Raw genomic sequence first — 25347 nt, 5'->3', positions numbered from 1 at the left:
CGCCAACCCGTTGTTCCACAAGGGGCTGGCGGCGGGAATCAGGGACCTGTAACGGTAACCAGGTGGCGTTCGCCGGCCAGGCCGGGCACGCTCAGCGGGGTCACCTCGCGCACCTGCCAGCCAGCCGGCAGGTCCGAGATCTCCTCATGCGGGTAGACGCCCTTCATGGCCAGCAGCACGCCACCGGGGCGCAGCAGGTGACCACCGACGCGGACGATGCCGGCCAGGGTGTCCATCGCGCGCGCGGTCAGCTGGTCGTAACGACCGGCCTCGTCCAGCGCCTCGGCCCGCGATTCGGCCACGCGGGCGTTGTCCAGGCCGAGCTGGCGCACGGCCTCGCGCATGAAGCGCGCCTTCTTGCCGTTGCTCTCCACCAGGGTGACCTGCAGGCCCGGGCAGGCGATCGCCAGCGGGATGCCGGGCAGCCCGGGGCCGGTACCAAGGTCGGCCAAGGTGCCATCGGCTACGAACGGCTGCATCGCCAGCGAGTCGAGCAGGTGGCGGGTGACCATCTCCTGCGGATCGCGGATGGCGGTGAGGTTGTAGGTGCCGTTCCAGCGGTGCAGCAAGGCCAGATAGCGCAGCAGTGGCGGCGCCAGTGCGGCGTCCAGGCCCATGCTGGCCAGGCCCTGTTCCAGCGTGGCAGCCACGCCGGCGGGAAGTTCGTGTTCGCTCATGCCGCCATTATCGCCGGTTTTGTGCGCTGATTCCCTGCTTCAGAGCGGATACCACGCCAACGCGGCGCGGAAATGCCCGCTGGCCTGCCATTCGTGCAGGTGCCAGCGCGAGGCCTCGCCCAGTTCCGGATCGCACCAGCGCAGGTGCAGGGCGCCATCGTCCCCCGGCGCCAGCTGCAGGCGATGCAGGCCGAAGGAGATGCCCTGCCCGTGCGCTTTCAACATGGCTTCCTTGGTACACCACACACGGAAGAACCAGTGTTCGCGCGCGGATTCGTCCAGACTTTCCAGCCAGGCCACTTCCTCGGGGTGGAAGAAGCGCCGCACGATTTCCAGCAGACGCGGCCGCGGCCGCAGCAGCTCCAGATCCACGCCCAGCCGCACGCCCTCACCCAGCGCCACCAGCAGCACCTCGCCGCTGTGGCTCCAGCCGGTGCCGTAATGGGCCAGCGCGCCGCTCAGCTCGGGGCGGCCCTTGTCGTCGCGGAGCAGTGGCAGCGTCGCGGGTTCAGTGCCCAGCGCCTGCGCCAGTACCTGCCGCGCCTGCGGTTCACCACGATGGCCCGGCACGTGCGGGCGCCGCCAGACCGTTACCGGGCCGAAGCGCCACGGGCCGTCGAGGGTGGCTGGCAGGCTCATCCGCACGCAGCCGTCACGGAATTGCACGACGGTTTCACAGCGTTGCGCGTCAACTGGGCTTGGTTTTCAACCGGAGATTCGATCATGGGCATCATCATCTGGCTGATCGTCGGCGGCATTGTCGGCTGGCTGGCAAGCATCATCATGAGGCGCGATGGCCAGCAGGGCATCATCCTCAACATCGTGGTCGGCATCGTTGGCGCGCTGATTTCCGGCTGGCTGTTCGGCGGCGGCATCAACGAAGCGATCACCCTCCGCACCTTCCTGTTCTCGCTGATCGGCGCGGTGATCCTGTTGGCGATCGTCAACCTGTTCACCCGCAAGAGCCTGCGTTGATCTGAAGGGTAGTACCGGCCGCTGGCCGGCAGACGCATCAAAACGGGGCCCGGCAATCGCCGGGCCCCGTTGGTTCAACCCAGTTGCACCCATGCCGGCGCGTGATCGCTGGGGCGTTCCCAGGTACGCGGCTCGCGGTCGATACCCGAGGCCACCGCACTGCCCTTCAGCGCATCGGACACCAGGGTCAGGTCGATGCGCAGGCCCAGGTTGCGGCGGAAGCCCGCCGCCCGGTAATCCCACCAGCTGAACGTGCCCGCCTCGTCGTTGTGCAGGCGGAAGCCATCGTGCAGGCCCAGCTGCAGCAGCTTGTTCAATGCGCCGCGCTCGGCGGTGGAGGTCAGGATGTGGTTTTCGTTCCACACCTCCGGATCGTGCACGTCGCGCGCATCCGGAGCGATGTTGAAGTCACCCATCACGATCAGCTTCGGGTGGCGCTGCAGTTCCTCGGCGATCCACGCATGCACCGCCTCCAGCCAGCGCAGCTTGTAGTCGTACTTGTCGGTACCGATATCCTGGCCGTTGACCACATACAGGTTGATCACCCGCAGGTCGCCGAAGGTACCGGCGATGACGCGCTTCTGCTCGTCCTCGAAGCCGGGGATGCCGATCTGCACGTCCTGCGCCGGCTCACGCGACACCAGCGCCACGCCGTTGTAGGTCTTCTGGCCGGCGAACACGCTGCGGTAGCCTGCGGCAATCAGCGCCGAATCGGGGAACTTGTGGTCCTCCAGCTTGGTTTCCTGGATACCGACAATGTCCGGGCCGAACTCCTTGAGCCACTGCTCCAGGTGCGGCAGGCGGACATTGAGCGAATTGACGTTCCACGAGGCGATCTTCATGGGGGCCATTCTACCCGGGTGGGCCGCCCATGCCCCGGTAGACGCCAACCTTGGTTGGCGCCGGCAATCACCGTGTGCCAACCAAGGTTGGCACCTACCGGAACCCGATCACCGCACCAACATCTTCAACAACCCCGCAATCTTCGAATACGGCGGCCGCAGCCGGTCGCTGGCCGCCCAGCGCGACTGCCACAGCACCGGCAGCCGCTTGCTCATTGCATCGAACCCGGCCCGGCCGTGGTAGGCGCCCATGCCGCTGGCCCCTACCCCGCCAAACGGCAGGCCATCGGCGGCGAAGTGCAGCAGGGTGTCGTTGACCGTCACCCCACCGGCCACCACCTGGCCAAGGATGCGCTCCACCGTCGCCGTGTCGTGGCTGAAGGGATACAGCGCCAGCGGCCGGTCGCGGGACAGCACGTCGGCCAGCGCGGCATCCAGATCCGGATAGGCGCGCACCGGCAGGATCGGGCCGAAGATCTCTTCGCGCATCAGGTCCAGGTCGTCCGGCGGGTCCAGCACCACGGTCGGCACCAGCAGGCGCTCGCGGTCGGCGCGCACCTCATCCACCTGCGCCAGCGGAATCACCGGCACCCCGCGTTCGCGCGCCTGCGCCAGATAGCCCTGCAGGCGCTGGTACTGGCCTTCGTTGATGATGCGCGTGTAGTCGTCTGCGCTGCTGAAATCGCCGTAGCGCTCGCGTACCTGCTGCTGCAGCGCCTGCACGAACTCACGCTGGCGCACGGTATCGATCAGCACGTAATCCGGCGCGATGCAGGTCTGCCCGGCGTTGAACCACTTGCCGGTGGCCAGCCGCGCTGCGGCTTTATCCAGCGGGAAATCGCGACAGACAATCGCCGGCGACTTGCCGCCCAGCTCCAGCGTGACCGGCACCAGATGCTCGGCCGCGGCCGCCATAACCTTGCGGCCAACCGCCGTCGAGCCGGTGAACAGCAGATGGTCCAGCGGCAGCGACGACACAGCCGCCGCCACGTCCGCCCCACCCTGCACTACCGCCACGCGATCGGGCGGGAACACACTGGCCAGCAGATCGGCCAGGAACGCACTGGTACGCGGGGTGTGCTCAGACGGCTTCAACAACACATGGTTGCCAGCGGCGATGGCGGTAGCCAATGGCACCAGTGCCAGCGTGACCGGGTAGTTCCACGGTGAGATCACCCCGACCACGCCCAGCGGCGTCGGCCGCAGCTGTGCGCGTGCCGGCCACAGTTTCCAGCCTGCACCGACCCGCTGCGGCTTCGACCAGCGCCGCAGATGGCGGCGCAGGTGGTCGATGGCCGACAGCACGCTCATGCCATCGGCCAGCTTCGATTCGACGTGGGCGCGGTGGCCGAAGTCCTCGGCGATAGCCTGGGCCATCTCGTCCAAGCGTGGCTTCAGCGCTTCACGCAGGCGACGCAGGTCGGCTTCGCGCTGGTCGAGCGTGGGTCGCTGCGCCTGCCAGGTGCTGCGCAGGGTACGCAGGGTGGCGGGGAGGTCTGCCGGCGTGGTGGTGGTCATGGGCCGACTATACGGCGTGCTGCGCAACGCGATGGTAGTGCCGGCCGCTGGCCGGCAGCCTTGCATTGGCTGCGGGCGTGCAGTCATTGCCGGCCAGCGGCCGGCACTACCGGAATGCGGGCCGAATGTAAGCGCCCACAAACAGAAAGGCCGCGGTCTGCACCGCGGCCCCTGAAACCCGGTGGGTGCCGACCGTTGGTCGGCACACCGGTTATTTGGTGATATCCACGTCCTTGGTCTCGCGCAGGAACAGGCCGCCAATCACCACCGACATCAGCGCGATGATGATCGGGTACCACAGCCCGTAGTACAGGTTGCCGGTACCGGCCACCAGCGCGAACGAGATCGCCGGCAGGAAGCCACCGAACCAGCCGTTGCCGATGTGGTACGGCAGCGACATCGAGGTGTAGCGGATGCGGGTCGGGAACAGTTCGACCAGGTAGGCGGCGATCGGGCCGTAGACCATGGTCACGTACAGCACCAGCAGCCACAGCATGAAGATCGTGCCGGCGATGTTGATGCGCGAGCCATCGGCCTTGGCCGGGTAACCCGCCGTGACCAGCGCGCCCTTCAGTTCGGCACCGAACGCATCAGCCTTGGCCTTGCCGTCTTCCTTGGTCAGGCCGGCGGCCTCATACGAGGTGACGCTGGCGCTGCCCACGTTCACCATCGCCAGCGAACCGGCGGCGGCGGGCTGCACGTCGTACGGCACACCGGCCTTGGTCAGCGCGGCGGTGGCCACGTCGCAGGAGCTGGTGAACTTGCGCAGGCCGACCGGATCGAACTGGAACGAGCAGGTGCTCGGATCAGCCACGACCAGGGCCGGCGAGTTGGTGCGGGCCTCTTCGATGGCCGGGTTGGCGAAGTGGGTCAGGCCCTTGAAGATCGGGATGTAGGTGACGGCAGCCAGCAGGCAGCCGGCCAGGATGATCTTCTTGCGGCCGATACGGTCGGACAGCCAGCCGAAGAAGATGAAGAACGGCACGCCCAGCGCCAGTGCGGCCGCGATCAGCAGGTAAGAGGTGGTGGCATCGACCTTCAGCATGCTGCTGAGGAAGAACAGCGCGTAGAACTGGCCGCCGTACCAGACCACCGCCTGGCCGGCAGCGGCGCCGAGCAGGACCAGCAGCATCAGCTTCAGGTTGCCGCCCTTGAGGCTGTCACGGAACGGCGTCTTGGAACCCTTGCCTTCGGCCTTCATCTGCTGGAACAGCGGCGACTCGCTCAGCTGCAGGCGGATCCACACCGAGATGCCCAGCAGCACGATCGAGACCAGGAACGGAATGCGCCAGCCCCAGGCTTCGAAGGCCTCGTTGCCGAGGAAGTAGCGGCAGGCCAGGATGATCAGCAGCGACATGAACAGGCCGAGCGTGGCGGTGCACTGGATGAAGCTGGTGTACAGGCCACGCTTGTCTGCCGGGGCGTGTTCGGCCACGTAGGTCGCAGCGCCACCGTACTCACCGCCCATCGCCAGGCCCTGGGCCAGTCGCAGCACGATCAGGATCACCGGTGCGGCGAAACCGATCGATGCGTAGTTCGGCAGTACACCGACCAGGAAGGTCGAGATGCCCATGATCAGGATGGTGACCAGGAAGGTGTACTTGCGGCCGATGCGGTCGCCGAGGCTGCCGAAGAAGGCCGCACCGAACGGACGCACGAAGAAGCCGGCGGCGAAGGCCAGCAGAGCAAAGATCATGCCCGTGGTTTCGTTGACGCCGCTGAAGAACTGCTTGGCGATGATGGCGGCAAGCGAGCCGTACAGGAAGAAGTCATACCACTCGAAGACGGTGCCAAGGCTCGACGCGAAGATGACCTTCTTGTGGCCCTGGGTAAGTTGGGCTTTCGCCGGTGCAGGTGTTGTGGACATGGGACGCTTTCCCTCTGTAGATGCCGACCTTGGTCGGCACACAATCAATTCGGTAGGTGCCGGCCGTTGGCCGGCACGCTCTTAGAAGCTGTACTTGGTGGTGAACTGCAGACGGGTGATGTCGCCCTTGTTGCCGTTCTCCACTTCGCGACGGCCATACATCAGCTCTGCACCGATATCGACCTTGGGCAGCGGCGAATAGAAGATGTTGCCGCGGATGCTCTGCACGCTCTTGGTCACCAGCGGACCGAGAATGCTGTCGTTGTCATAGTCGCTGCGCGCGTAGATCAGGTTGGTGCGCAGCTTCGGCGAGAACGCATGCCGCCAGCCCACGTAGCCGGCAAGCACGCCGGTCGGGTTGAGCTCGTCGCGGGCCACGTCGTAGGCACTGTCGGCGGTGATGCCCAGGCCGATGTAGCGGGCAATGCCCTCGCCACCGGTGAACTGGTAGTGCAGCGAATCGCTGTCACCCATCACCCACTTGCCGCCCAGGGTCAGGCCGCCGGCCACCTTGTCGGCCTTGGCGCCGGTGGCCTGGTTGTCGACCTTCAACTGACGGACGATGCCGCCGACACCGAAGGTGCCCCAGGTGCCCTTCCAGCCATAGCGCATGGTCAGATCGGGCAGGCTGCCGCGATCGGAGTTGGCGCTGGCGTTGGTCCACGCGCCGGTGACCGGGTTGCGGGTGCCGGTGAGGGTGGTGGTTTCCGGGTTTTCCAGCGCGACGCTGAAGCCGCCCTGGGTGTAGCGCACCTGGGCCTGGCGCACGAAGATCACGCCATCGGTGGGGCCGACGAAGTCGACCGCTTCCGGCAGTGCGGCCGCGTCCATGAAGTTGGACCAGGTCTGGCCGGCCATCCAGTTGTTCCAGTACATGTAGGCGTGGCGCAGGGTCACACCGTAGGTATTGGTGGCGGTCTGGTTGCCGAGCGAGTTGCCGAAGAAGTCCATCTCGAAGAACGCACCGGCCTTGTTGCCCGATTCGCTCACGTTGTCGATGCCCAGGTTGAAGCGCGAGAACTTGGCGTGGGCGTTGAAGTCGGTACCCGAACGCTTGCCGCTGCCGCCGGCGCCTTCCACCGGGGTCTGGCCCGGCAGGTACAGCGCGCGGCCGGTGGCGTCGTCGGCCAGCTGGCCGTCGCTGGTCTGGGTGGCCAGGAAGTCGGCCTTGATGAAGCCGCCGATCTTGACCGTGGTGCCCGGCGCGGCGCCCGGGGTGATGGTGGTGATCTGGATCGGCTGCTTGCCGGCCGGCACCGCAGCGACCGGCTTCTGCTCGGCCTGCACCGTGCGGACTTCGGTCACCGCCTGCTGGGTCTGGCTGATCTGGGTCTGTTGTTGTTGCTGCGAAGACAGCAGCAGCTGGACCTGGCGTTCCAGTTCGACAACGCGTGCTTCCAGTGCTTTCTCTTTGGCGGTCTCTGCGAACGCCATGCCCGGTGCGACCAGGGCGACCAACAGGCAGGCCGCCAAAGGTGTGCGCACGGCTTTCAACGTACGGTGGCTCATGTTGCCCTCTCTCCCAAGTGGCAAGGTGATGCCGCGCGTGGGGCACGGTCGAGCCGAGACTGCGGGGCGTTCACGCACAGCGGCTATTGGCCATTGGTCGAACCCGGCCCTGCAGGACGCTCACTTTCGACCATGGTCTAACCAAGGTGGTGACGCGGCCGGGGGTGGATGGGGCAAACTGAGGGGGATCGGTCGTCGCGATGCTGCGACCGCACATACAAAGTCAACGTGCAAGTGAGGGTGCCATGGCTGATATCTACCCCGTCGATGCGCAGTTCGCCGCCAAGGCACGCATCGACAAGACGTCCTACGAACAGCAGTACCAGGCTTCGGTGACCGACCCGGATGGTTTCTGGGGCAAGGCCGCCGAGCGCCTGCAATGGATGCGCAAGCCGACGAAGATCAAGAACGTCAGCTACGACCTGTCCGATTTCCACATCAAGTGGTTCGAGGATGGCGAGCTCAATGCCAGCGTGAACTGCCTGGATCGCCAGCTGGAAACGCGCGGCGACAAGACCGCCCTGCTGTTCGAGCCGGATGGCCCGGATGCACCGGCCCAGCACGTCACCTATCGCGAGCTGTACGAGCGCACCTGCCGCCTCGGCAATGCGCTGCGCAACCTCGGCGTCAAGAAGGGCGACCGGGTCACCATCTACCTGCCGATGATCGTCGACGCCGCGGTAGCCATGCTGGCCTGCGCGCGCATCGGTGCGATCCACTCGGTGGTGTTCGGTGGCTTCGCGCCGAACTCGATCGCCGACCGCGTCAGCGACTGCCAGAGCAAGCTGATCATCACGGCCGACGAAGGCCTGCGCGGTGGTCGAAAGATTCCGCTGAAAGCCAACGTTGATGCCGCGCTGAAGCTGCCCGGCACCAATACCGTGGAAACCGTGCTGGTGGTGCGCCACACCGGCGGTGCGGTGGACATGCAGGCCCCGCGCGACCGCTGGTTCCACGATGTGGTGGACAGCCAGCCGGCCACCTGCGAGCCGGAACGCATGAACGCGGAAGATCCGCTGTTCATCCTCTACACCTCCGGTTCCACCGGCAAGCCGAAGGGCGTGCTGCACACCACCGGCGGCTACCTGCTGTATGCGGCCTACACCCATGAAGCGGTGTTCGACCTGCGCGAAGACGACATCTACTGGTGCACCGCCGACGTCGGCTGGGTCACCGGCCACAGCTACATCGTGTACGGGCCGCTGGCCAACGGCGCGACCTCGCTGATGTTCGAAGGTGTGCCGAACTACCCGGACACCTCGCGTTTCTGGAACGTCATCGACAAGCACAAGGTCACCATCTTCTACACCGCCCCGACCGCCATCCGTGCACTGATGCGCGAAGGCGAGGAGCCGGTGAAGAAGACCTCGCGCGCGTCGCTGCGCCTGCTCGGCAGTGTCGGCGAGCCGATCAATCCGGAAGCCTGGCGCTGGTACTACGAGGTGGTCGGCGACAGCCGCTGCCCGATCGTCGATACCTGGTGGCAGACCGAGACCGGCGGCATCCTGATCTCGCCGCTGGCCGGCGCGATGGACCTCAAGCCGGGTTCGGCCACCCTGCCGTTCTTCGGCGTGCAGCCGGCCCTGGTCAACGCCGATGGCGAGATCAAGGACGGCCCGACCGAGGGCAACCTGATCATCCGTGATTCCTGGCCGGGCCAGATGCGCACGGTGTATGGCGACCACCAGCGCTTCATCGATACCTATTTCCGCACCTACCCGGGCAGCTACTTCACCGGTGACGGCTGCCGCCGCGACGAAGACGGCTACTACTGGATCACCGGCCGCGTGGACGATGTGATCAACGTATCGGGCCACCGCATCGGCACCGCCGAAGTGGAGAGCGCGCTGGTCTCGCACCCGAAGGTGGCCGAAGCGGCCGTGGTCGGCTTCCCGCACGATGTGAAGGGCCAGGGCATCTATGCCTACGTGACCCTGGTGGCCGAAGAGACCCCCAGCGACGAACTTCAGAAGGAACTGGTCGCCTGGGTACGCAAGGAAATCGGCCCGATCGCCACGCCCGACCACCTGCAGTGGGCGCCGGGCCTGCCGAAGACCCGCTCGGGCAAGATCATGCGCCGCATCCTGCGCAAGATCGCCGAGAACGCGCCGGACCAGCTCGGTGACACCTCGACCCTGGCCGATCCGTCGGTGGTGGCGTCGTTGGTGGACGAGCGCAAAGTACGCTGATGTACTACCCGGGGTCGGATCCCTTTCCGCAAGGAAAGGGCTCCGACCCCAGGGGCTTGGCCCCCAAACAGTTTCCCCCACGGTTCCCCCCGACCATGACCACCCTTCTGATTGCCGATGACCACCCGCTGTTCCGCGAAGCCCTGCGTGGGGCCGTGCAGCGGGTCATCCCGGGCGTACAACTGTTCGAGGCCGACAGCGTGGAAGCGCTGTACGCCCTGGCCGACCAGCACAACGACGCCGACCTGGTCCTGATGGATCTCAACATGCCGGGTGCGCAGGGCTTCAACGCACTGGTGCACATGCGCTCACTGCACCCGCAGCTGCCGGTGGTGGTGGTGTCCGCACGTGAAGAAGCCACGGTGATGCGGCGCGCGCTCGACCACGGCGCGCTGGGCTTCATTCCGAAGTCTGCGGATTCGGACACCATCGGTCATGCGCTCGGCACCATCCTCGATGGCGAGACCTGGGCACCGCCGGAAGCGCACAACGTGCCGCCCACCGGCAGCGAAGAACGCGAAGTCGGCCAGCGCCTGCGCGAGCTGACTCCGCAGCAGTTCCGCGTCTTGCAGATGCTGGGCGCCGGACGCTTGAACAAGCAGATCGCTTACGACCTCAACGTCTCCGAAGCGACGATCAAGGCCCACGTCACCGCCATCCTGCGCAAGCTGGGCGTGACCAACCGCACCCAGGCCGTGCTGATGGCCGGCAAGCTGGCGATCGACGACGACGCCATCGTGCTGCCGCCGGAAGAAGACTGAGGTAGTGCCGGCCGCTGGCCGGCAGTCACCTGAAACGGCGTCGCCGCTACGCTCGCCGGGCATGGCCCGGCGCTACCGTACGCCCGTGATATAGCCATCGCTATACAAACCAGCCGTGCCTGCGCGTTTCGCTGGAAATGCGCCACGCGCGAATCGCGGTGCTAAGCTTCGCGTCCCCTTGGGGAGTAGCCGGATTCCTACGCAGGAATCGTCCACGTCAACATACTCGGCCAGTGCGCCGTGGCGTGGACAACCATGATGGTTGGCGAGACCAGCGGCCCGCGCGCGCAACGTCAGGTTGGGCGCGAGCGCAGGCCGTGCGTCCGTCCTAGCCCGACCTCAACAGCCGCCCATGTCCCCCATTTCGATCCTCCTGATCGGCTTCGCCATGTCCACCGATGCCTTCGCCGCTGCAATCGGCAAGGGCGCGGCCATGCGCAAGCCGGTGTTCCGCGATGCACTGCGTGCCGGCATCATCTTCGGCGTCATCGAGGCGATCACGCCCGTCATCGGCTGGCTGCTCGGCCGTGCCGCCCTGCAGTATGTCGAAGCCTTCGACCATTGGATCGCCTTCGGCCTGCTCGGCGCGCTGGGCATCCACATGATCTACAACGGCCTGCGCCCGGACAGCGGCGAGGAGGATGAAGATCCTTCGCAGCACCACGGCTTCTGGAAGCTGGCGCTGACCGGCTTCGCCACCAGCATCGATGCGATGGCGGTGGGCATCGGCCTGGCCTTCATGGACGTGCATATCGGCGTGATGGCCGCGGTCATCGGCCTGTGCACACTGACCATGGTCACCGCCGGCATCATGCTCGGCCGCGTGCTGGGCAGCATGGTCGGCAAGCGTGCCGAGATCATCGGCGGCGTGATCCTGGTGATCATCGGCGCGACGATCCTGTACGAGCACCTGCACGGCGTGGGGTAACGCGCTGGAAGCGAGCGATTACGTGGTTGCCGGCCAGCGGCCGGCACTACCAAACGTCACGTCCACGCATGGCGCGGGTTGACGCGTCATTTACGGTGGCCGCCGGGCATGGCCCGGCGCTACCGGGTGCGCATCCACGCATGGCGTGGATCTACTGCCTGGCATCGTTTCACCGTCATCACCGCGCATCACGCAGCGCGCCAAGGAACGCGCGCAGCGAGGCCGGCTTGATCGGCTTGGTCAGCAGGCGATAGCCACGCTCGCGTGCCATCCGCTTCAACTCATCGCGGCCATCGGCGGTCAGCAGCGCGCCCGGCAGCGGGTAACCGGCTGCTTCGCGCAACGCCACCAGCGCATCCAGGCCATCCATGCGGTCATGCAGGTGGTAATCCACCAGCATCACCTGCGGCCGTTCGGCCACTTTCTCCAACGCCTGATCCACCGTCGATGCCGTAATCACCTGCACCTGCCAGCGGCCGAGCAGCGCGCGCATGCCGTCGAGGATCTCTTCGTCATTGTCCACGCACAGCACGCGCAGGCCGGCCAGCGAATCGCTGCGCACCGGCGCGGCCACGGCCTGTACCGGAGTGGCCAGCTCGGTGTAGCCCGGCAGCGGCGCGACCCGCGGCAGGATGATCGAGAACATCGAACCACGCCCCACGCGGCTGCGTGCATTGAGACGGTGGTCGAGCAGGCGCGAGATGCGCTGGCAGATCGACAGCCCCAGCCCCAACCCCTGCTCGCCCCAGTCGAATGGCTGCTGGTAGCGATGGAACTCGTCGAAAATCTGCCGCATGTGGTGTTCGGGAATGCCGGGACCGGTATCCCACACCTGCAGCTCCACCTCGTCACCGCGTTGGCGTACCGCCAGCACGATGCGGCCTTGGCGGGTGTAGCGCAGCGCATTGGCCATGAAGTTCTGCAGCACGCGGCGCAACAGACGGCGGTCACTGCGCACCCATGCCGGGCGTGCGAACAGGTCCAGGCGTAGCCCTCGGCCGGCCGCGACCGGGGTGTACTGTGCAGCCAGTTCGCGCATCAGCGCGCTCACGTCGAACTCGCCGATGACCGGGTGCAGGCCGCCGGCATCCAGCCGTGACACATCCAGCAGGCCATCGAGCAGCTCTTCGGCCGCTCGCAACGAGGCATCCACGCGTTCGGCCAGGTGCTTCTGCTCGTCGCTCACATGGTCACTGTCGCGCAGTGCCGAAGCAAACAGCCGCGCCGCATTCAACGGCTGCAGCACGTCATGGCTGATCGCCGCCAGGAAGCGGGTCTTCGACTGCTGTGCAACCTCGGCTACATGCGAACGCTCGGCCACGCGCTGTTCCAGCGTTTCGTTGGCTTCCAGCAGTGCGCGCTCGGCGTGCTTGTAATCAGTGATGTCGTTGTAGCTGGTCACGTAACCGCCACCGGGCAATGCCTGGCCGCGCATCTCGATCACCTTTCCGTCGCTGCGGGTGCGCTCGAACACGTGCGGCGAACCGGCGCGCATGTAGCCGATACGCCGGTTGATCTGCAGTTCGATGTCGCCCTCGCCCAGCTCGCCGCGCTCGGCGTTGTAGCGGATCAGATCGGCTACCGGGCGGCCCACGTAGAGCATGCCGTCCGGGTAGCCGAACATATCCTGGTAGCGGCGGTTCCAGGCGGTCAGGCGCATGTCCGGGTCGACCACGCTGACACCAGCGCTGATGTTTTCCAGCGTGGTCGAGAGGATCTCGCGGTTGAAGCGCAGTTCCTGCCCCGCTTCGTCCAGCACCGCCACCACTTCGCCCAGGTCCATGCCCGAGCCGCGCAGCAGGCTGGTCAGCAACAGGCGCGCCGATGCCGCGCCGATCGATGCAGCCAGCAACCGCTCGGTGAACTGGACCCACGGCCGGTCGGCCGGTGCCGAGGACTGCAACTCACGCCCCAGCGACTGCGCCTGCTCGAAGAACGAACGTCGTGCGTGGCGCTCGCCGACCACGCGCGAGGCCAGCGCGAGCAGGTCGCCCACATGCACGTGGCCGGGCCAGCCACCGGCCACCGACGGGCGCTCGGCATAGGGGTCGAGGAACGGCGCGGCGCGCAGGCGCTCGTCGACGCCAGGCCGCCAGCGTGCGGACACCAGCATCATCGTCGCCGCATTGACCAGCAGCGACCAGAACGTGCCATGGGTCAGCGGGTCCCAGCCGGTCATGCCGAACAGCTGCTGCGGACGCAGCCAGGTGATGCCGAACGGGCCGTCCTGGACCCAGCCGGCATCCATCCAGCCGGCCATGGTCATCGCCGGCAGCAACAGCGTATACAACCAGGTGGCAAAGCCCAGCAGCATGCCGGTCTCGACACCGCGGCGGCTGGCACCGCGCCAGTACAGGCCGCCAATCAGGCCCGGCGCGAACTGCGCTACGGCGGCAAACGCCATCAGGCCGTACGAGGCCAGGGTGCTGTCATTGCTGCTGCTGCGGTAGTAGCTGTACGCCATCAGCGCCAGCAGCAGGATCGCAAGGCGTCGGATCCACAGCACCCGCGAGGCGACGTCGGCCGCTTCCTGGTGGTCGCCACTGCGACGCAGCAGCACCGGCATCACCAGGTCGTTGCTGACCATCGTGGCCAATGCGATCGACGACACGATGACCATGCCGGTCGCTGCGGAGAAGCCACCGACATAAGCGATCAACGCCAGCGCATTGCGCCCTTCCGCCAACGGCAGCGCCAGCACCATCGAGTCATCGGCAACGCCACTGCCCACGCCGAACAGGCTGACGCCGGCCGTGGCGATCGGCAGCACCATCGCTGAAATCAGCACCAGGTAGCCACCAAACATCCAGCGCGCACGACGTACATCGCGCACATCACCGCATTCAACCACCGCCACATGGAACTGGCGCGGCAGGCAGATGATGGCGAGGAAGCTGAGCAGCGTCTGCGAGATGAACCCCACTGGCGGCAGCCCGGTGAACAGCGTGTGCACCGACTCCACCACCGCCTCGTTGCGGTCGCTGAGCCAGACGTAGGCGAACACGCCCACCGCCACCATCGCCACCAGCTTGATCACCGATTCCAGCGCAATGGCCAGCATCATGCCGTGGTGGTGCTCGGTGGCGTCTACCTGGCGGGTACCGAACAGCGTGGCGAACAGCGCCATCAGCAGCGCCACGTACAGCGCCGGATCGCTGAGGAAGCCGGTCGGGCCGGTGTTGCCGGTCAGCACCTGCAGGCTCATCGCCACCGCTTTGTACTGCAGGGCCAGATACGGAATGATGCCGATCAGCGCGATGATCGCCACCAACGCCGCCAGCCGCCGCGAGCGGCCGAAACGCGAGGAGATGAAGTCGGCGATGGAGACCACGTTCTGGCTGCGCGCGATCAGCGCCAGGCGCTCGATGATGCGCCAGCCGAACAACAGCAGCAGCAGCGGGCCGATGTAGATGGGCAGGTAGCCCACGCCGTTGCGCACGGCGGTGCCGACCGCGCCGTAGAAGGTCCACGACGAGCAGTACACGGCCAGCGCCAGGCTGTAGACCACCGGCCGCAGCCACGGCCGGTCGGGATACATCGGCCGGCGGTCACCCCACCACGCCACGCCGAACAGCAGCGCGGCATAGGCAACCGAGACCAGCAGCAGGATCCAGCTGGAGACCACGCGCGTGTTTCCGTCGGAAGAACCCGCAGTGTAGGCCAGGCGTGGCCGGGTGTACGGGCTCGTTGGGGGCAACCACCCCCACCAAGGTGGGGGCTTACGCGGTGCGGGCCACGACCGTTGGTCGTGGCCGGCTTCTTACTGGGCCGGCACGCCCATTTCCTTCAGCAGTTCGGGTGCCGGGTAGACCTTGGCCAGCAGCCAGCGCAGGTAGCGCATGTCCACGTGCACGGCACGCTTGTAGCGCGGGTCGAACCACCAGCTGGCGCTGACCGATTCCCAGTTGCTGTCGAAGTTCAGGCCGATCAGTTCGCCCTTGGCGTTGAGCACGGGCGAGCCGGAGTTGCCGCCGGTGGTATCCAGATTGGTCAGGAAGTTGACCGTCTGCGTCTTCAGCGCCGGGTCGGCGGTGCTGCCGAAGTCACCCTTGGCGATCGCTGCCAGCAGCGGCTTGGGTGCATCGAACGGATAGGCGTTGGTGTTCTTCTCGACAATACCGGCCACGGTGGTCACCGGCGAGTAGGTCACGCCATCGCGCGGGTGCAGCGCCTCGACCTTGCCGTAGCTGATGCGCAGGGTGCGGTTGGCATCCGGGTATACCGCGCGGCCCTGCTTGGCACGCCAGGCGAACAATGCCTGCATGTAGGCCGGGCGCAGGCGCAGCTGCTCGCCTTCGCGGGTCTTGCTCTCGTTCTCGATGCGCAGCTGCGCGGCCACCAGCGGGCCGGCCACGGCGATCAGCGGATCGGCGGCCAGTGCCTTGCCTTCGCGCGCAGCTGCGAAGCGCGACAGGCGCTGCGCCTCGTCACCCAGCTGGGTGCCGGCATACAGGGTCTCCAGCGCCTTGGCCAGCTGCTCCGGGGTACGGCCGAAGGCCGCGTCGAACTCGGACACGCGCTGCGCGTCCGGCAGCTGCTGGTAGCGGGTCAGCAGGGTGGTCAGCAGCGCCTTCTCGACCTCCGGTGCGTAACGGCGCTGGACCTGCTTGAGCACGCCTTCGATCATCGCCTGGTCGCGCTGCTGGTAGCCGGTTTCGCGCTGTGCATCCGGCTTGGCCGATTCGATGCGCAGGCGTTCCAGCAGCAGCGCCGAGCGCAGCAGCTGGCTCTGTGCGGCCATCTGGTCCAGCAGCAGGTCACGCTCACCCACCGCCGCGCCCTGCGACAGGTTGGTCAGCAGTGCCTTGATGTCGCCCTGGTACGTGCGGTCGGTGGCAGCCAGCATCGCCGTCTCGTCGGCGGCACGCTGGGCCTTGGCGTCGCTGCGCAGCAGGCCTTCCAACTCGCCGGCGGCGCGCTTGCGGTTGTTCTTCAGCGACTGCAGCTGCGAGGCGTAGCGGGTGCGCGCCTGCGCATCCTTGGCGCTGGCGGCCTCGATGGTGTCGATCATCTGCTGGAACACCGACACGCGGCGCGGCAGCACGGTATCGATCTGGCCGGCGAATTCGGCCGCGGTACGGTGGCGGTAGGTGATGCCCGGGTAACCGGCCAGCATTGCGTAGTCGCCTTCCTTCGGGCCTTCCACCGACATCTGCAGGTGCGCCGGCGCCTGGTAGGGCACGTTGTCCTTGCTGTAGGCGGCCGGCTTGCCGTCCTTGCCCACGTAGGCGCGCAGCAGGGTGAAGTCGCCGGTGTGGCGCGGCCACATGAAGTTGTCGATTTCATCGCCGTAGTTGCCGATCGCGCGCGGCGGTGCGTACACCAGGCGCACGTCGCTCAGTTCCAGCTGGGCGATGCGGTAGAAGTCGGTGCCGTAGTACATGTTGGCCACCGAACAGCGCACGCTGCCGTCCTTCTCGCACTCGGCCACGATCTGCTTGCTGGCCGCATCGACGGCATCGAAGTAGGCGCGGCCGGTCTTGCCACGCGCCTGCGCCAGCACCTGGTCGGTCACCTTGTCGAAGCCGACGGTGACCAGCACACGGAAGTCCGGGTTGGCCGGGCGCTCGTCGGCGCGACCCTTGGCGATGAAGCCACCGTTGATCAGGTCGTGCTCGGGCGAGCTGTTGTACTGGATCACGCCCATCGCCACGTGGTGGTTGGTCAGCAGCAGACCGTCGGCGGACACGAACGAACCGGTGCCGCCGCCAGCACGCACCACAGCGCTCAACGGCGGCGCGGTGACATTGGCCAGGTCGGCCGGATTGCCCTTGAAACCTGCGGCCTGCAGCGGCTTGGCCAGTTCCGGCAGCTGGGTCGGCATCCACATGCCTTCATCGGCGTGGGCACCGGCGGCGAGGGTCAGGCCCAGGGCCAGGGCAGTGGGAAGGGCTTTGCGTGATGACATGAGGCAATCCGGTACGACAGAACAGCCCGGGACCATAGCCGCTGGGGCCGCAGGGGGCAACGGCCGATGGTTGGGGGCACCCATCCGGTAGTGCCGGCCGCTGGCCGGCAACCCACGGAACTCCGGAGATACGGTGCAGTTGCCGGCCAGCGGCCGGCACTACCGCATCGTTATTTCTCCCGCCGCCAGTTGATCGAACCACGGTTTTCCACCGTGCTCGATTCCACTTCCACGTCGAAGCCGCGACGCAGCAGGTACTTCAGCGTGATCACCGAACCGGCACCGACCAGCGACACGCCGTAGCCGACGTACAGCTTGGGCGAGATGTACTTGCCGACGCCGATGACCGAACCACCCAGAGCGCGTGACTGGCTCACGCCGGCATCGTCCAGGCCAAGCTTGGCACCCAGCTGCGAGGCCAGCAGGCCACTGCCGGCCGACAATGCCGCCGAGGCCGCGTTGACCTGCTGGGTCTGGTCGCTGCTGGCACCGGTCAGACTGCGGCCCAGCACCAGGTAGCCCAGCGCTTCGGACTGCGACATCGCCGGCTCGGACCAGACATCGGCACGCGGCTGCTGCGCACGCCCGGTCACGTCGATGCCGGCGGTGACATCACCGATCCGGCGTTCGGCGCGGATGTTGATGCGCGGGTCGGAGACCGCGTTGTAGTTCCAGTTGAGGTTGCCGCGGGTGATGGTCAGGTCCTGGCCATAGGCCTTGTAGCGGCCACTGACTTCCAGGCCGCCGTTGGCGGTCATCTCGCGGCCCGGCTTGGCCCAGACCTGCATCTTGCCGGTCAGCGCACCCTTCAGGCCGAAGCCGGTCATTTTCACCTTGTCGCCGAGGCTGACGGTCAGCTCCATGTCCAGCGGCGAGGTGCGCGACTCTTCCGGGTCGGCCGGATCGAGCACCACGACGTCTTCGGAGACCGAGGTGCCGCGATCCAGGCGCTCCAGGTCGATGTCCGCTTCCGGCACGTGCACCACGCCCCGCAACTCCATCGCCGCCTTGGCCAGGGTGAAGTCCAGGTTGGGGTTGGCGATGATGCGCAGTTCGCTCGTGTTGGACAGCAGCACGTTCTCGCCGTGGATCTTCAACTGCAGCGGCTGTGCATCACCGAACCAGGACAGGCCACCATCGACATACAGCGTGCCCTGGCCGGAGTTGGCCTGCGCGGTGATCTTGGCCGAACCATCGGGCTGGGCGACGAAGCTGCCCTTGCCCTGGTCGAAGGTCAGGCCGAGCGCCGGGAATTCACCCTTGAAATTGCTCAGCTGCGCGTCGCCGCCCAGCGACGGCTGGCCGCGCGTGCCACGCAGGCTGACATGACCTTCGATCAGGCCGGTCGGGCGCACGATGTCTGGTGAGAACAGCTCCAGCCAGTACAGCCGCGACATGTTGAGATAGAGCTCGCCGTTCAACGGCGCGCTGGCTTCCCAGCCGGTCTGCATCCTGGCATCGACGAAGCCGTTGCCCTGGAAGCCCATGCCCAGATAGCCCTTGATGCTGGCCGGGGTCATGTCGAGCTTGAGCGAGAACTGGTCGTAGCGCACCAGTTCGCCGCGGGTGGTGTCCCCCACCGTGTTGCGGTTCTCGCCCAGGCGCACGCCGCCTTCCTTCGAGCGCACTTCCACATGCCCTTCCCAGGCGTTGCCGCGCGGGCGGATCTGTGCATCCAGGCTGACATCGCCACGCAGGTTGATGCGGCGGCCGGACTGCGGCGGCAACCACGGCTGCACCAGCGCCAGCGGCAGCGCATCACTGCGCACCACCAGGCCCTCGCGCGGCCAGTTGGCCTGTGCACACAGTGCGCCGCTGCTGGCAGCGGCCAAGCAGGCTTCGCCCAGCGTGTAGTTGCTGCCGTTGATCGCGAACGCCGCCGGTGCACGCAGCGACCAGGCATCGCCCTTCACCGGTGCGATGCGCAGCGTGGCCAGCTCGCCGCTCCACTTCGCGCCCTGCTGGCGGACGCTGCCCTGCAGCTCGATCGCGCCCATTTCGTTGCGGGTCTGCGCAGCCAGGCGCAGGTTGGAGACACTGCCCTGCGCATCCACGTTCAAGCGTTCCAGCAGCATGCCGGCATTGACCTGCTGGCCCTGGATGGCCAGCGTGCCGCTGTCGCCGCGCCACGGCAGGTGGCCCTTGATGCTTACGCTCTCGGCGCCGTAGCCATCCCAGTTGAGGTTGTTGCCGACCAGGTCGGCGGTGATGTCGGGCGCATCGCGCGGGCCCTTCACCTGTACCTGGCCACGCAGGCCGCCATCGGCGCCCGGCAGCAGATCACTCAGCTGCAGCGGTTCGAAGCGCGCGTCGATATCCAGACGATCACCGACCTTGCCTGAAGCCGTCACCCGACTGCTGCCCAGCGACAGCTTCAGGTCACCCTGGCCTTGCGCGCCCTGCAGCGCGAACTTGCCCTGCGCATCGAGATTGCGCTGGCGCAACACGCCCTTCAGCGAGGGCAGATCGACGGTGGCTTCCAGCGTGCCGGCGGTACCCGGCGGTGCGTTTGCCGGCGGCGGCAGCTGGCGGCCCTTGGAGGCCAGGTTGCCGGACAGGCGGCCGTTCCAGCCCGGCGCGAAATAGCCAGGATCGAAGTCCTTCAGCGTGGCCTTGGCATCCCAGTCCAGCTGCGGTGCCCACGCCACCTGGCCTTCCACCTGCAATTGGCCACCCGGCGTCTGCGCCTGCAGCTGGTGGATCGACGCGGCCTGGTCGTTGCCACGCACATCGAAGCGCAGCTGCGCCTTCTGCGCATCGCGCTCGACCTCTGCGCGGCCGATCGCCGCCCAGGCCTTCAGGGTACCGGCCAGGCCGAAGCGTGCTTCCTTCAGGGTCACCGGCAACGGCGCGCTGCCGGCGGTGTTCGGATCGGGCGCCGGTACGTAGGTCAGATCATGGGCGACCACCGAGAAGTTGAGCTTCTGCTGGTCTTCCTGGCTGAAGTCGGCGGTGCCCTCCAGCCGGGCTTCGCCACCCAGGCCCTTCACCAGCAGCGGCGAGACCTTCAGCACCTGGTCCTGCAGCGACACCACCGACGGTGCCAGTTCCAGTTCCTGATCGCCCTGCTTCACCTTGCCGCGCAGGTTGGCGTTGCCGCCCTTGCCGGCAGCAGTGAAATCCAGCGCCAGCGGTGCGATCACCGAACTCGCCAGTGCCGGCGACAGCAGCGCCAGATCCAGCTCGTCGCTGCGGATGCTGGCGCTCCAGCTCGGATCGGTGCGGCCATCGAACACCAGCATCGCGTGCAGCGGCTTCGGCGCACGCCCGGCCACCGCCACTTCCATGTGCGACAGGTCGCCACGTGCGACCAGGCCGACAGTGGCGGCCGTGCGGCCACGCGGGGCCGGCAGCACCGCGGTGACAGTCACATCGGTGTCGTAGTCCTTGGCCGGGATGTAGCGGCCCTGGGCAGTGAAATTGCCCATGTCGCTGTCCACCACCAGCGTGTGCGCCTGGAACTCGCCATTGGCGATCTCGATGCCACCGCGCACGCGGCTGATATCAATCACCGGCTCGTTGGCCTGGCTGATGCGGAAGCCGTCGATGGCAATGGCATCAGCCTGGATCGCCAGCGGCATCTCGATCTGCGGCAGCGAATCCGGCCACGACGGCAACTTGAACGGTTCGTCACTCTTGGCCAGGTTCAGCGTGGCGTTGGTCAGTTCCAGCTTGTCCAGCAGCAGCTTGCGGCCCAGCAGCGGGCGCAGGTCCGGCTCCAGGTGTGCACGCTCGGCGTGGAAGTGGATGTCGTCGTAGCGGAAGTCGACGTTGTACAGGGTCAGCGGGCCGGCCACCGGGCCTTCCACCTTGTCCCAGGTGAAGCTGGCGCCCACCGGCAGCCGCGCCACCACCTGGGCCAGCAGCACGTCACGGCCGGCCACGGTCTGCAGCAGCCAGTACACCGCCAGCAGGGCCAGCAGCACCAGGCCGACTACGCCCACACCGGACCACGCCCAGAAGCGGCGGCGGCGGTAGAAACGCACGCGCGGCGGCGTGTTCGGGGTCGGCGCGGGCGTGCTCACAGGTCCGCTCCGATGTTCAGGTACAGCTGGAACTGGGAGTCCGGATTGTTCAGGCCATGCGCGATATCCACGCGCACAGGACCCACCGGTGACTTCCAGCGCACGCCGAAGCCGACGCCGGTATGCAGATCAATGGTGTTGTCGAAGGCGCTGCCGGTATCGACGAACACCGCCGCACCCCACGGACCACCATTGAAGTAGTGCTCGTACTCGGCCGAACCGATCACCAGGTTCTTGGCGCCCAGCGCGTATTTGTCCGGCGCAGGGGTCCGCGGGCCGACCTCGCGATAGGCGTAACCGCGGATGCTGCGGTCGCCACCGGCGAAGTAGCGCAGGCTCGGCGGCATCGCCACCAGGTCGCTGGTCCAGGTGGTGCCACCTTCGCCGCGCAGGATCAGGCGGTTGCTTTCACCTACCGGGATGTACCAGCGCAGCACGGCATTGGCCTGCACGAAGCTGGTGTCTGAACCGGCACCTTCGACGCCGGTACGCATCGTCGCGGTGCCGCTGATGCCCTTGCGCGGGAACATCTCGTCGTCGACATGTACGTAATCCGCCACCATCTGCGGATAGACCAGCGTCGAGGTGTTGTAGACCGCGTCGGTGAATTCGGTGCCCGAAGCGTAGCGCCAGCGCTCGCGCAGGGCGTTGATGGACGCAATCGCGGTCCAGTGCTCGTTGATCTCGCCGCTGCGGCTGGCGATCAGCTTGAAGTTGCGCAGATCGATGTAATCGGTCTGCTCGTCATAGGCGCTGGCGGCAAAGGTGTACCAGCCATCAAGCCACTTGAAGGCGGGAATACGGTAGCTGGTCACCAGGCTCTTGCGCTTCTGCGCATAGTCCAGCTGCGTGTTCATCTTGTGGCCGCGGTTGTTCAGGAACCGCCGCTCGATGCCGCCGCGCACACCCGGGCCGCTTTCGCTGCCGTAGCTCAGACCGGCGTTGTAGATGGTGCGCTTGGCGCGGGTCAGCTTCACATCCACTGGCACCTCACCGTTTTCGTCGGCCTGGTCCGGGCGCGGCTGGATGTCGATCACGCTGAAGTAATCGAGCTTGGTCAGCGACTCGCGCAGCCGGTCCAGCTTGCCCTCGTGGAAGTAGCTGCCCTGGTCCCAGTACACCAGTGGGTCGAACAGCTTGTCGACGAAGTAATCCTGCTCGAAGCGCACCGGGCCCATGTTGTAGCGGCGGCCGCTGTCCCAGGTCAGGTCGATGTCGGCGGCATTGTCGGCGCGGGTGATCTGCACCTGGCGCTGGGTGTAGTCGGCGTCGAAATAGCCGCGCTCGGCCAGCCGGCGGGTCACGGTGATCTTGCTGGCTTCGTACTGGGTGTGCACGAAGCGCTGGCCCTTGCGCGGCTTGAACGCGGACAGGTCGTCCTGCAGGTACTGGTCGTACATCGCCGGGCCGGTGATGTCGATGTGCTCGCGGCGCACGGTTACCGGGGTGCCCTTGTCGACATGGATCAGCACACGTACGTGCTCGTCCTCGCGCGGTGCCTCGACCTTGATCACCGGGTTGTAGTACCCGAACGGCTCCAGCGCCTGGCGGGTCTGCCGCTCGGCCTGGGACAGCAGGTACTCCAGGCGCGATTCGCCCTGCTCCTTGCCGATCGTGTCGTACAACGACAGCGATTCCTGGATGTTCTCGATGATTGCGGCGTCGTCGCCCTTGTCCAATCCCTTGATGTCCACCTTGTCGATGGTGCCGCGCGCGTGGGCCACGGAGGTGGCGGCCAGCGACAGGACCATCAGCGGCAGGGCGTATTTCTTTGGCTGCATGCAGCACAGCATACCGACCGAAGGTGACGATGCGAAATGCATCACGTCATTGGGGATCGGTTGTTAAGTGGCAGTCAAAATGCGCGCCTTTGTGGCGATCATCGTGATTGCGGGCGAGGATGCCGGCATCGTGCGCGATGCCGGCAATGACCCCGATGGACATCGATGGTCCATGACCGACGGGCCCGGTAGATCCACGCCATGCGTGGATGGCAGGTACCCGTCAGCTCGACAGATGCTCGATCGCTGCAACCTTGCCCAGGCGTTCACCCAGCATCGTCAGCAGCGCCAGGCGGTTGCCACGCAGTGCCGGGTCCTCGGCATTGACCATCACGCCATCGAAGAAGGCATCCACCTGCGGGCGCAGGCGGGCCAGGCGCGCCAGCACGGCCACGTAGTCCTTCTGGTGCAGGCTGGCGCCGGTGTCGTCGATGGCCGCGGTGACCGCTTCGGCCAGCGCGCGCTCTGCGTCTTCCTGCAGCAGCGCCGGGTCGATCTGGCCCGGAATGTCGCCTTCTGCCTTGCGCAGGATGTTGCGGATACGCTTGTTGGCCGCAGCCAGCGCCTCGGCTTCCGGCAGCGCGGCGAAGGTGCCGATCGCATCCAGGCGGCGGTCGAAGTCGTACAGCGAAGCCGGCTTCAGCTCGGCCACGGCGTTGAAGTGCGTGGCCGGCACGCCCTTGTCAGCGTAGTAGCCCTTCAGGCGGTCGAGGATGAAGTCGTACAGCTCGCCGACGTCGGCCTGCACATTGCGCGCGGCCAGGCCGGTGTTGGCGCTGGCCAGCAGCGCGCGCAGGTCCAGATCGAAGCCGCTTTCAATGATCGTGCGGGCCAGGCCCAACGCGTTGCGGCGCAGGGCGAACGGGTCCTTGTTGCCGGTCGGCTTCAGGCCTGCGGCGAAACCACCGGCCAGCGTGTCCACGCGTTCAGCAATGGCCAGCACCTTGCCCAGCGGCGACAGTGCGATGTCATCGCCACCAAAGCGCGGCTGGTAGGCCTCGTCGATGGCCAGCGCCACCTCGGCCGATTCGCCACCGGTCACGGCGTAGTGGCGGCCGGCGATGCCCTGCAGTTCCGGGAATTCGTTGACCATGCGCGACTGCAGGTCGTTCTTGGCCAGCTCGGCAGCCCGCTTGGCCTGCACTGCGTCGGCGCCGACCTGGGGTGCGATCACTTCGGCCAGTGCAGCCACGCGTGCCACCTTGTCAGCCACGCTGCCCAGCTTGGCCTGGTAGGTCACTGTCTTCAGGCCCTCGCCCATCGATACCAGGCCCTGCTTCAGGTCCTCGTCGAAGAAGAACTTGGCATCGGCGAAGCGCGGGCGGATCACGCGCTCGTAGCCCTTGGCCACTTCGGCCACGTCCTTCGATTCGATGTTGGCGATGCCGATGAACTTCTCGGTCAGGGTGCCAGCGGCATCCAGCACCGGGAAGAACTTCTGGTTGATCTCCATCGTCTCGATCAGCGCTTCCTGCGGTACCGCCAGGAACGCGCGCTCGAAGCTGCACAGCACCGCCGACGGCCATTCGACCAGGTTCACCACCTGCTCCAGGTTGTCGTCGGTGATGCGTGCGCTGCCACCGGCCTTGGCCGCAGCGGCCTCGACCTCGGCGACGATGCGCGCGCGGCGCTCGTTCGGGTCGACCAGCACGAACGCGGCGCGCAGGGCTTCAACGTAGTCCTGCGGCTGTGCCAGCGACACGGCCTGGTCGTGGTGGAAGCGATGGCCACGGCTGACGCGGCCGGCCTGCAGGCCGAACAGCTCGGCCTCGACCACTTTGGCACCGTGCAGCAGCACCAGCCAGTGCGCCGGGCGCGCAAAGCCCCACGCGTGGTCGCCCCAGCGCATCGGCTTGGGAATCGGCATCGCCGCAATCGCCTCGCGCAGGATATCCGGCAGCAGGCTGGCGGTGCTCGCGCCCGGGGTCACCGCACGGTGCACGAAGCGCTCACCCTTGTTGTCGGTGGTCTTCTCCAGCGCGGTCCAGTCGATCCCGGCCTTGGCGGCGAAGCCCTGCAGGGCCTTGGTCGGCTGGCCTTCGGCGTCCAGCGCGATGTTCAGGTACGGGCCCAGCACTTCGCTGTGCTGTTCCGGCTGTTCCAGACCGACGCCAGGCAGCAGCACGGCCAGTCGGCGCGGGGTGGACAGCGGGCGTGCATCGCCCAGTTCCAGCGCGACGCCGCGCTTGCGCAGGCCTTCGACAACACCGTCGAAGAAGGCCTGGGCCAGGCCCGGCAGCGCCTTGACCGGCAGCTCCTCGGTGCCCAGTTCGATCAGCAGGGGGGACAGTTGGCTCATCGGTTCGATCCTGTGGTGGGGGCGCAGCGCGCAACGCGTCCGGCGCCCCGGGTAATTGATGAAAAGCG

At 66.8% G+C, this 25347-nt stretch carries 15 protein-coding genes and 1 riboswitch; of the genes, 4 read left to right on the top strand and 11 right to left on the bottom strand.

Annotated features, from left to right (window positions below):
- Positions 1 to 38: 38 nt before the first annotated feature.
- Together rsmG and ABR323_RS20310 are read right to left on the bottom strand one after the other, a co-directional pair.
- Positions 39 to 677 carry a 16S rRNA (guanine(527)-N(7))-methyltransferase RsmG gene (gene rsmG / locus ABR323_RS20315; RefSeq protein ID WP_439450598.1) on the bottom strand — a complete coding sequence of 213 codons (639 nt, stop codon included), beginning with the start codon at positions 675 to 677 and terminating at the stop codon, positions 39 to 41.
- A 39-nt stretch (positions 678 to 716) separates the two neighbouring features.
- Entirely contained in the window at positions 717 to 1316 is a 600-nt protein-coding gene (locus ABR323_RS20310; protein WP_135275575.1) for a 4'-phosphopantetheinyl transferase family protein, read from the bottom strand.
- An 84-nt stretch (positions 1317 to 1400) separates the two neighbouring features.
- Between ABR323_RS20310 and ABR323_RS20305 the strand changes: the two genes are divergently transcribed.
- Positions 1401 to 1652 carry a GlsB/YeaQ/YmgE family stress response membrane protein gene (locus ABR323_RS20305; protein ID WP_135275576.1) on the top strand — a complete coding sequence of 84 codons (252 nt, stop codon included), beginning with the start codon at positions 1401 to 1403 and terminating at the stop codon, positions 1650 to 1652.
- A gap of 74 nt (positions 1653 to 1726) precedes the next feature.
- Here ABR323_RS20305 and xth read toward each other — a convergent pair whose 3' ends face one another.
- The 4 genes from xth to ABR323_RS20285 form a co-directional block, all read right to left on the bottom strand.
- Positions 1727 to 2494 carry an exodeoxyribonuclease III gene (gene xth / locus ABR323_RS20300; protein ID WP_135275577.1) on the bottom strand — a complete coding sequence of 256 codons (768 nt, stop codon included), beginning with the start codon at positions 2492 to 2494 and terminating at the stop codon, positions 1727 to 1729.
- A gap of 108 nt (positions 2495 to 2602) precedes the next feature.
- Positions 2603 to 4012: a coniferyl aldehyde dehydrogenase gene (locus ABR323_RS20295; protein WP_439450597.1), complete on the bottom strand. Its 1410-nt coding sequence runs from the start codon at positions 4010 to 4012 to the stop codon at positions 2603 to 2605.
- A 211-nt stretch (positions 4013 to 4223) separates the two neighbouring features.
- Positions 4224 to 5879, bottom strand: a complete 1656-nt coding sequence (locus ABR323_RS20290; RefSeq protein WP_135275579.1) for an MFS transporter — start codon at positions 5877 to 5879, stop codon at positions 4224 to 4226.
- A gap of 81 nt (positions 5880 to 5960) precedes the next feature.
- Entirely contained in the window at positions 5961 to 7388 is a 1428-nt protein-coding gene (locus tag ABR323_RS20285; protein WP_135275580.1) for a DcaP family trimeric outer membrane transporter, read from the bottom strand.
- 245 nt (positions 7389 to 7633) lie between these two features.
- Here ABR323_RS20285 and acs point away from each other — a divergent pair, with 245 nt between their 5' ends.
- From acs to ABR323_RS20270, 3 genes are all read left to right on the top strand, one after another.
- Positions 7634 to 9577 (top strand): acetate--CoA ligase, encoded by a 1944-nt coding sequence (gene acs, locus ABR323_RS20280; protein WP_439450596.1) that lies wholly within the window; start codon positions 7634 to 7636, stop codon positions 9575 to 9577.
- A gap of 95 nt (positions 9578 to 9672) precedes the next feature.
- The gene (locus tag ABR323_RS20275) at positions 9673 to 10338 is read left to right on the top strand and encodes a response regulator transcription factor (RefSeq protein ID WP_005420420.1); all 666 of its coding nucleotides are present in this window, start codon (positions 9673 to 9675) and stop codon (positions 10336 to 10338) included.
- 174 nt (positions 10339 to 10512) lie between these two features.
- Positions 10513 to 10602: riboswitch (yybP-ykoY riboswitch) on the top strand.
- Positions 10603 to 10690: 88 nt separating this feature from the next.
- A complete protein-coding gene (locus ABR323_RS20270; protein WP_439450595.1) occupies positions 10691 to 11266 on the top strand; it encodes a manganese efflux pump MntP in 576 nt (191 codons plus the stop codon).
- A 178-nt stretch (positions 11267 to 11444) separates the two neighbouring features.
- Here the strand turns inward: ABR323_RS20270 and ABR323_RS20265 are convergent, their stop codons facing one another.
- The 5 genes from ABR323_RS20265 to glyS form a co-directional block, all read right to left on the bottom strand.
- Positions 11445 to 14891 (bottom strand): hybrid sensor histidine kinase/response regulator, encoded by a 3447-nt coding sequence (locus ABR323_RS20265; protein ID WP_135275583.1) that lies wholly within the window; start codon positions 14889 to 14891, stop codon positions 11445 to 11447.
- A 135-nt stretch (positions 14892 to 15026) separates the two neighbouring features.
- Positions 15027 to 17174, bottom strand: a complete 2148-nt coding sequence (locus tag ABR323_RS20260; protein WP_439450594.1) for a S46 family peptidase — start codon at positions 17172 to 17174, stop codon at positions 15027 to 15029.
- Positions 17175 to 17344: 170 nt separating this feature from the next.
- Positions 17345 to 21199 carry a translocation/assembly module TamB domain-containing protein gene (locus ABR323_RS20255; protein ID WP_439450593.1) on the bottom strand — a complete coding sequence of 1285 codons (3855 nt, stop codon included), beginning with the start codon at positions 21197 to 21199 and terminating at the stop codon, positions 17345 to 17347.
- Complete coding sequence (locus ABR323_RS20250) at positions 21196 to 22992, bottom strand: autotransporter assembly complex protein TamA (RefSeq protein ID WP_439450646.1); 1797 nt, start codon at positions 22990 to 22992, stop codon at positions 21196 to 21198. Before ABR323_RS20250 ends, ABR323_RS20255 begins: the two co-directional genes overlap by 4 nt.
- Before the next feature lie 211 nt (positions 22993 to 23203).
- On the bottom strand, positions 23204 to 25279 hold the full coding sequence (gene glyS / locus ABR323_RS20245; RefSeq protein WP_439450592.1) for a glycine--tRNA ligase subunit beta: 2076 nt from the start codon (positions 25277 to 25279) through the stop codon (positions 23204 to 23206).
- Positions 25280 to 25347: the final 68 nt, after the last annotated feature.

The organism is Stenotrophomonas sp. ATs4 (assembly GCF_051861585.1).
Classification (GTDB): Bacteria; Pseudomonadota; Gammaproteobacteria; order Xanthomonadales; family Xanthomonadaceae; genus Stenotrophomonas; species Stenotrophomonas maltophilia_AS.
This window is presented reverse-complemented; position numbering and strand designations above follow the sequence as displayed.

What these genes read in the sequence shown, in the direction of transcription:
- ABR323_RS20290 (WP_135275579.1), bottom strand. Translation starts at nt 5,879, where the DNA reads ATGTCCACAACACCTGCACCGGCGAAAGCCCAACTTACCCAGGGCCAC.
- ABR323_RS20260 (WP_439450594.1), bottom strand. Translation starts at nt 17,174, where the DNA reads ATGTCATCACGCAAAGCCCTTCCCACTGCCCTGGCCCTGGGCCTGACC.
- glyS (WP_439450592.1), bottom strand. Translation starts at nt 25,279, where the DNA reads ATGAGCCAACTGTCCCCCCTGCTGATCGAACTGGGCACCGAGGAGCTG.
- xth (WP_135275577.1), bottom strand. Translation starts at nt 2,494, where the DNA reads ATGAAGATCGCCTCGTGGAACGTCAATTCGCTCAATGTCCGCCTGCCG.
- ABR323_RS20305 (WP_135275576.1), top strand. Translation starts at nt 1,401, where the DNA reads ATGGGCATCATCATCTGGCTGATCGTCGGCGGCATTGTCGGCTGGCTG.
- ABR323_RS20295 (WP_439450597.1), bottom strand. Translation starts at nt 4,012, where the DNA reads ATGACCACCACCACGCCGGCAGACCTCCCCGCCACCCTGCGTACCCTG.
- ABR323_RS20310 (WP_135275575.1), bottom strand. Translation starts at nt 1,316, where the DNA reads ATGAGCCTGCCAGCCACCCTCGACGGCCCGTGGCGCTTCGGCCCGGTA.
- ABR323_RS20270 (WP_439450595.1), top strand. Translation starts at nt 10,691, where the DNA reads ATGTCCCCCATTTCGATCCTCCTGATCGGCTTCGCCATGTCCACCGAT.
- rsmG (WP_439450598.1), bottom strand. Translation starts at nt 677, where the DNA reads ATGAGCGAACACGAACTTCCCGCCGGCGTGGCTGCCACGCTGGAACAG.
- ABR323_RS20250 (WP_439450646.1), bottom strand. Translation starts at nt 22,992, where the DNA reads ATGCTGTGCTGCATGCAGCCAAAGAAATACGCCCTGCCGCTGATGGTC.
- ABR323_RS20285 (WP_135275580.1), bottom strand. Translation starts at nt 7,388, where the DNA reads ATGAGCCACCGTACGTTGAAAGCCGTGCGCACACCTTTGGCGGCCTGC.
- acs (WP_439450596.1), top strand. Translation starts at nt 7,634, where the DNA reads ATGGCTGATATCTACCCCGTCGATGCGCAGTTCGCCGCCAAGGCACGC.
- ABR323_RS20275 (WP_005420420.1), top strand. Translation starts at nt 9,673, where the DNA reads ATGACCACCCTTCTGATTGCCGATGACCACCCGCTGTTCCGCGAAGCC.